The sequence below is a fragment of the Streptomyces mutomycini genome (assembly GCF_001700505.1).
In the GTDB taxonomy this organism is placed as follows: Bacteria; Actinomycetota; Actinomycetes; order Streptomycetales; family Streptomycetaceae; genus Streptomyces; species Streptomyces mutomycini.
Window position 1 is genome coordinate 20025 of sequence record NZ_MAPV01000097.1, and the last position, 5986, is coordinate 26010.

Below are 5986 nucleotides of genomic sequence, written 5' to 3' on the forward strand. Positions count from 1 at the left end.
GGGCGGGCGCGGGGCCCCGGGGCCCCGCGCCCGCCCTCCGACCTTGTATACACGACAGGTATACACACCGTGTACAGTGCAGCCCATGTCAATCGGTCACACCCTCCTCGGACTCCTGGAGTCCGGCCCCCGTCACGGATACGACCTCAAGCGCGCGTTCGACGAGAGGTTCGGGCACGATCGCCCCCTGCACTACGGCCAGGTCTACGCGACCATGTCCCGCCTGCTGAAGAACGGGCTCGTCGAGGTCGACGGGGTCGAGACGGACGGCGGGCCCGAACGCAAGCGGTACGCCATCACCGAGGCGGGCATCACCGATGTCGCCGCCTGGCTGGCGCAGCCCGAGAAGCCCGAGCCGTATCTCCAGTCGACCCTGTACACGAAGGTCGTCCTGGCCCTGCTCACCGGCCGCGACGCCGCCGACCTCCTGGACTCCCAGCGCTCCGAGCACCTGCGCCTGATGCGCATCCTCACCGACCGCAAGCGCCGGGGCGACCTCGCCGACCAGCTGATCTGCGACCACGCGCTCTTCCACCTGGAAGCCGATCTGCGGTGGCTGGAACTGACCTCCGCACGTCTCGGCCGGCTCGCCGAGGTGGTCGCCCCGTGACCCCCGCCGGTTCCCTCCTCGCCGCCCACGGCCTCCACAAGAGCTACGGCTCGAACTCCGCTCTCGACGGAGCCTCGTTCTCCGTCCACCCCGGAGAGGTCGTCGCCGTCATGGGCCCGTCGGGCTCGGGCAAGTCGACGCTGCTGCACTGCCTCGCGGGGATCATCACCCCCGACGCGGGCACCGTCACCTACGGCGGCCGCGAGCTGTCGACGATGTCCGACGCCGAGCGCAGCGCCCTGCGCCGCACCGACTTCGGTTTCGTCTTCCAGTTCGGCCGCCTCGTCCCCGAACTCACCGGCGTGGAGAACGTCGCCCTGCCCCTCCGCCTCAACGGCGTGAAGCGCAGGGAGGCCGAGCGCACCGCCCTGGAGTGGATGCGGCGCCTGGAGGTCGAGGACCTCGCCGCCCAGCGCCCCGGAGAGATGTCCGGCGGTCAGGGCCAGCGCATGGCCGTGGCCCGCGCCCTGGTCGCCTCCCCCAAGGTGGTCTTCGCCGACGAGCCGACGGGGGCCCTGGACTCCCTGAACGGCGAACGGGTCATGGAGCTGCTCACGGAGTCCGCCCGGACGGCCGGCACGGCCGTCGTGCTCGTGACGCACGAAGCACGCGTGGCCGCTTACTCGGACCGCGACGTCGCCGTGCGCGACGGCCGGTGCCGCGACCTGGCGTACGCCGTATGAGCTGGCTGCGCGACTTCGGCCTCGGCGTACGCTTCGCCGTCGGCGGCGGGCGGGAGGGCTGGACACGGACCGCGCTCACCGCGGTCGGCGTGGGACTGGGGGTGGCGCTGCTGCTGGTCGCCTCGTCCGTGCCGCACCTGCTGGACCAGCGTTCCCTGCGCGACCAGGCCCGCGAGGAGGCTTCCGCGTCGCGTGACGCGGACATCCCGGAGTCGGACAGCACGGTCCTGCGGATCGACGCGGCGACGGAGTACCGCGGCCTCACCGTCGAAGGCTTCCTGATGCGCGCGGAGGGTTCGCACCCGGTCGTACCGCCCGGTGTCACGGACTTTCCGGGACCGGGCGAGATGGCGGCGTCGCCCGCCCTCGCGGAGCTGCTGGACTCGCCCGACGGTGCGCTCCTCAAGGAGCGCCTGCCGTACGAGATCACCACGACGATCGCCGACGCGGGTCTGCGCTCCCCGGGCGAGCTGTACTTCTACGCGGGCAGCGACTCGCTGACCCCCGCCACCGGCGGGCACCGGCTGGCCGGTTACGGCGGCGGCCCCTCGGGCGCACCGCTCTCCCCCGTCCTGGTCGTCCTCGTCATCCTGATCTGTGTCGTGCTGCTGGCACCCGTGGCGGTCTTCATCGCCACCGCCGTGCGCTTCGGCGGCGAACGCCGCGACCGCCGGCTAGCCGCCCTTCGCCTGGTCGGCACGGACATCCGGGCGACCCGCCGGATCGCGGCCGGCGAGGCCCTGTTCGGCTCGCTGCTCGGACTGCTGGCCGGTTTCGCGTTCTTCCTCGTGGGCCGCAGGTTCGTCGGGCACGTCGAGGTGTGGAACCACAGCGCCTTCCCGTCCGATCTGACGCCCACGGCCTGGCTGGTGGCGCTCGTCGCCCTGGCGGTACCCCTGTCCGCCGTGCTCGTCACACTCGCCGCCATGCGCTCGGTGGCCGTCGAGCCGCTGGGCGTCGTGCGCAGCGCCCGCGGCGGCCGGCGCCGCCTCTGGTGGCGCCTGCTGATACCGGTCGCGGGCCTGGCCGTGCTGGGTCTGACAGGCAGGGTCGACGAGTTCACACCCGTCAACCCGTACCCGATCGCGGCCGGCGCGGTGCTGGTCCTCTTCGGGCTCGCGCTGCTGCTGCCCTGGCTGGTCGAGGCCGTCGTGAACCGGCTGCGCGGCGGTCCGCTGCCCTGGCAGCTGGCGGTCCGCAGGCTCCAGCTGAACAGCGGGGCGGCGTCCCGCGCGGCCGGCGGCATCACCGTGGCGGTCGCCGGCGCGGTGGCCCTGCAGATGCTGTTCGCGGCGGTCGGTGACGAGTTCGAGCGGATGACCGGGCAGGACCCGTCACGCGCCCAGTTCCACACCTACTCGGAGAGGGTCGACGGAGACGCCGCGGCCCGGACCATCGAGGCGTTCCGGTCCACCGAGGGGGTCGAGGCCGTCATCGGCACGGTCGAGACGTACGTGACGAAGCCGGGGAAGTACAGCGAGGACGAGGTCACGCCCACCACCACCCTGAGCATCGGCGACTGCGCGACCCTGAAGGAGCTCGCCGAGATCGGTGCCTGCGAGGAGGGCGACGTCTTCGTCGTGCATCCCAGGGGCGACAGGAAGATGAGCGCCTGGGTCGACGAAACGGCACGCAAGGGCGAGGAGATCGAGCTCAACTCCTCCGCCGGATACACGCCGGACGCCGAGTCGGTGCGCTGGACCCTGCCCGCCGACGCCCGCACGGTCACCGCCGCCCCCGACCCGCTCGGCGACGAGCACTGGGGAATCATGGCCACGGTCGGCGCCGTCGACCCGCGTACCCTCCCGAACGCCCAGACCATGGCGCAGATCAGGGTCGACGAGGACGTCGAGGACGCCGCCGAGTACGTGCGGAACACGGCCGCCGGGATCGACCCGGGCATGAGGGTCGCCACCCTCCACTCCGTGGAGCGCGACCGTCAGTACGCGAGCGTGCAGACGGGACTGCGGTTCGGCGCCGCGGCGACGCTGCTGCTCATCGCCGCGTCGATGCTGGTCTCCCAGCTGGAACAGCTCCGGGAGCGGAAACGGCTGCTGTCGGTGCTCGTCGCGTTCGGCACCAGGCGTGTCACCCTCGGCTGGTCGGTGCTCTGGCAGACCGCCGTGCCGGTGGCCGTCGGCCTGCTCGTCGCGATCACGGGCGGCCTCGGTCTCGGCGCCGTCATGACGTGGATGCTGGCCAAGACGGTGACCCGGTGGTGGCTGTTCCTGCCGATGGCGGGCGCGGGCGCGGCCCTCGTCGCAGCCGTGACTCTGCTCTCCCTGCCCCTGCTGTGGCGCCTGATGCGCCCGGACGGTCTGCGTACGGAGTGATGCCGGGGTGAGGGCTCCTGGGGCGCCCTCACCCCTCCTCGTGCACCCGCACCGGAAGCGCCCCCATCGCACCGCGCAGCGCTGCCGCGAGCTCCTCGAACTCCTCCTGCCGCGCCGAGCCCGTACGCACGGCCAGCGCCACCCTCCGCGAGGGCGCCGGATCCGCGAAGTACCCGGTGGACAGCGACTCGTCCCGCCCGGTCTCCACCGTCACCGCCGTACGCGGCAGCAGCGTCACGCCGAGCCCGCCCGCCACGAGCTGCACCAGTGTGGAGAGCCCGGCGGCGGTCGTCGTCACCGGCGCGCCCTGGGTGCGCCCCGCCTCACGGCAGATGTCCAGCGCCTGGTCGCGCAGGCAGTGGCCCTCGTCGAGCAGCAGCAGCGGCAGATCGCGCAGCGTCTCACGCGGCAGGCCGGTGCGCCCGGCGAGGTGGTGCTCCTTCTCCATGACGAGCACGAAGTCCTCGTCGAACAGCGGAAGTTCCGTGACTCCGGGCACCCCGAGCGGCACGGCGAGCAGCAGCAGGTCCAGCCGTCCGGCCGCCAGCCCCTCCAGCAGCGAGGAGGTCTGCTCCTCGTGGACCTGGAGATCCAGGTCCGGATAGCGCTCATGGACCAGCCTGAGCACGGCCGGCAGCAGATACGGCGCGACCGTCGGGATCACGCCGAGCCTGAGTATCCCGGTGAACGGCGCACGCACCGCCTCGGCCTCCTCCATCAGCTCGCCGAGCGCTTCGAGCACCGCCCGGCTCCGCACCGCGAGCCGCTCCCCCGCGGGCGAGAGCAGTACCTTGCGCGTCGTACGCTCGATGAGCTGGACACCCAGTGCCACTTCCAGCGCGGAGACCGCCCCGGAAAGCGCCGGCTGACTCATGCCGATTGCTGCCGCCGCGTCCCGGAAGTGCAGATGTTCCGCCACGGCCGCGAAGGCGCGCAGCTGCGAGAGACTGGGCTGCTTGACCCTATTGGCCTGATTTACATACGCCACTGATAGGCACCTCCGATCACCCCGACCGAGTGTAGCTATTTCCGTGATCAATGCACCCTGTGCCAAGGTGGGGGCAGTCCAACCCCCAGGAACGCCCCCAAAAAGGGATTTCCTACGCAACAAGGAGTGCGCGTGCTCACTGTCGGTGACAAGTTCCCCGAGTTCGACCTGACCGCTTGTGTGTCGCTGGAGAGCGGCAAGGAGTTCGAGCAGATCAACCACAAGACCTACGAGGGTCAGTGGAAGATCGTCTTCGCGTGGCCGAAGGACTTCACCTTCGTGTGCCCCACCGAGATCGCCGCCTTCGGCAAGCTGAACGACGAGTTCGCCGACCGTGACGCCCAGATCCTCGGTTTCTCCGGTGACTCCGAGTTCGTGCACCACGCCTGGCGCAAGGACCACCCGGACCTGACCGACCTGCCCTTCCCGATGCTGGCCGACTCGAAGCACGAGCTCATGCGTGACCTCGGCATCGAGGGCGAGGACGGCTTCGCCCAGCGCGCCGTCTTCATCGTCGACCAGAACAACGAGATCCAGTTCACGATGGTGACCGCCGGTTCCGTGGGCCGTAACCCCAAGGAGGTCCTGCGGGTCCTCGACGCCCTGCAGACCGACGAGCTCTGCCCCTGCAACTGGACCAAGGGCGAGACGACCCTCGACCCGGTCGCCCTCCTCTCGGGCGAGTGAGCTGATACGGACATGGCACTCGACGAACTGAAGTCCGCCATACCGGACTTCGCCAAGGACCTGAAGCTGAACCTCGGTTCGGTCATCGGCAACAGCGAGCTCCCCCAGCAGCAGCTGTGGGGCACCGTCCTCGCCTGCGCGATCGCCTCGCGCTCGCCGAAGGTGCTGAGCGAGCTGGAGCCGGAGGCCAGGGCCGCCCTCTCCGACGAGGCGTACACCGCGGCGAAGTCGGCCGCCGCCATCATGGCGATGAACAACGTCTTCTACCGCACCCGGCACCTGCTGTCGGACCCCGAGTACGGGAACCTCCGTGCGGGCCTGCGGATGAACGTCATCGGCAAGCCGGGCGTGGAGAAGGTCGACTTCGAACTGTGGTCGCTCGCCGTCTCCGCGATCAACGGCTGCGGCCAGTGCCTGGACTCCCACGAGCAGGTGCTGCGCAAGGCCGGCGTCGACCGTGAGACGATCCAGGAAGCCGTCAAGATCGCCTCGGTGATCCAGGCGGTCGGCGTGACCCTCGAATCCGAGGCAGTACTCGCCGGGCTGTAACGGGCAGTACCTTTGTACGGGAAGGGCCCCGTCGACGACCGACCGTCGACGGGGCCCTTCTTCTCATGTCACCTGTCCGGCCCGTCCGCCGGGTCCGGCCGCTCGTCCTTGTCCGCCGGGTCCCCGGCCGGCCGGG

At 70.8% G+C, this 5986-nt stretch carries 6 protein-coding genes; 5 read left to right on the forward strand and 1 reads right to left on the reverse strand.

The features are described 5' to 3' along the window. Window positions 1-85: 85 nt before the first annotated feature. From BFF76_RS15295 to BFF76_RS15305, 3 genes are read left to right on the forward strand one after another with little or no spacing between them, the layout of a single operon-like run. Window positions 86-610: a PadR family transcriptional regulator gene (locus tag BFF76_RS15295; RefSeq protein ID WP_031091724.1), complete on the forward strand. Its 525-nt coding sequence runs from the start codon at window positions 86-88 to the stop codon at window positions 608-610. Further along, window positions 607-1293: an ABC transporter ATP-binding protein gene (locus BFF76_RS15300; protein WP_053930377.1), complete on the forward strand. Its 687-nt coding sequence runs from the start codon at window positions 607-609 to the stop codon at window positions 1291-1293. Before BFF76_RS15295 ends, BFF76_RS15300 begins: the two co-directional genes overlap by 4 nt. Next, on the forward strand, window positions 1290-3626 hold the full coding sequence (locus BFF76_RS15305) for an ABC transporter permease (RefSeq protein WP_065848436.1): 2337 nt from the start codon (window positions 1290-1292) through the stop codon (window positions 3624-3626). The genes BFF76_RS15300 and BFF76_RS15305 overlap by 4 nt, the downstream gene beginning before the upstream one ends. Before the next feature lie 28 nt (window positions 3627-3654). Here the strand turns inward: BFF76_RS15305 and BFF76_RS15310 are convergent, their stop codons facing one another. Next, on the reverse strand, window positions 3655-4614 hold the full coding sequence (locus BFF76_RS15310) for a hydrogen peroxide-inducible genes activator (RefSeq protein WP_031091729.1): 960 nt from the start codon (window positions 4612-4614) through the stop codon (window positions 3655-3657). A gap of 132 nt (window positions 4615-4746) precedes the next feature. Between BFF76_RS15310 and BFF76_RS15315 the strand changes: the two genes are divergently transcribed. After that, complete coding sequence (locus BFF76_RS15315; RefSeq protein WP_031091730.1) at window positions 4747-5301, forward strand: peroxiredoxin; 555 nt, start codon at window positions 4747-4749, stop codon at window positions 5299-5301. 12 nt (window positions 5302-5313) lie between these two features. Next, window positions 5314-5850, forward strand: coding sequence for an alkyl hydroperoxide reductase (locus BFF76_RS15320; RefSeq protein ID WP_053930375.1), 537 nt, complete (start codon window positions 5314-5316; stop codon window positions 5848-5850). Window positions 5851-5986: the final 136 nt, after the last annotated feature.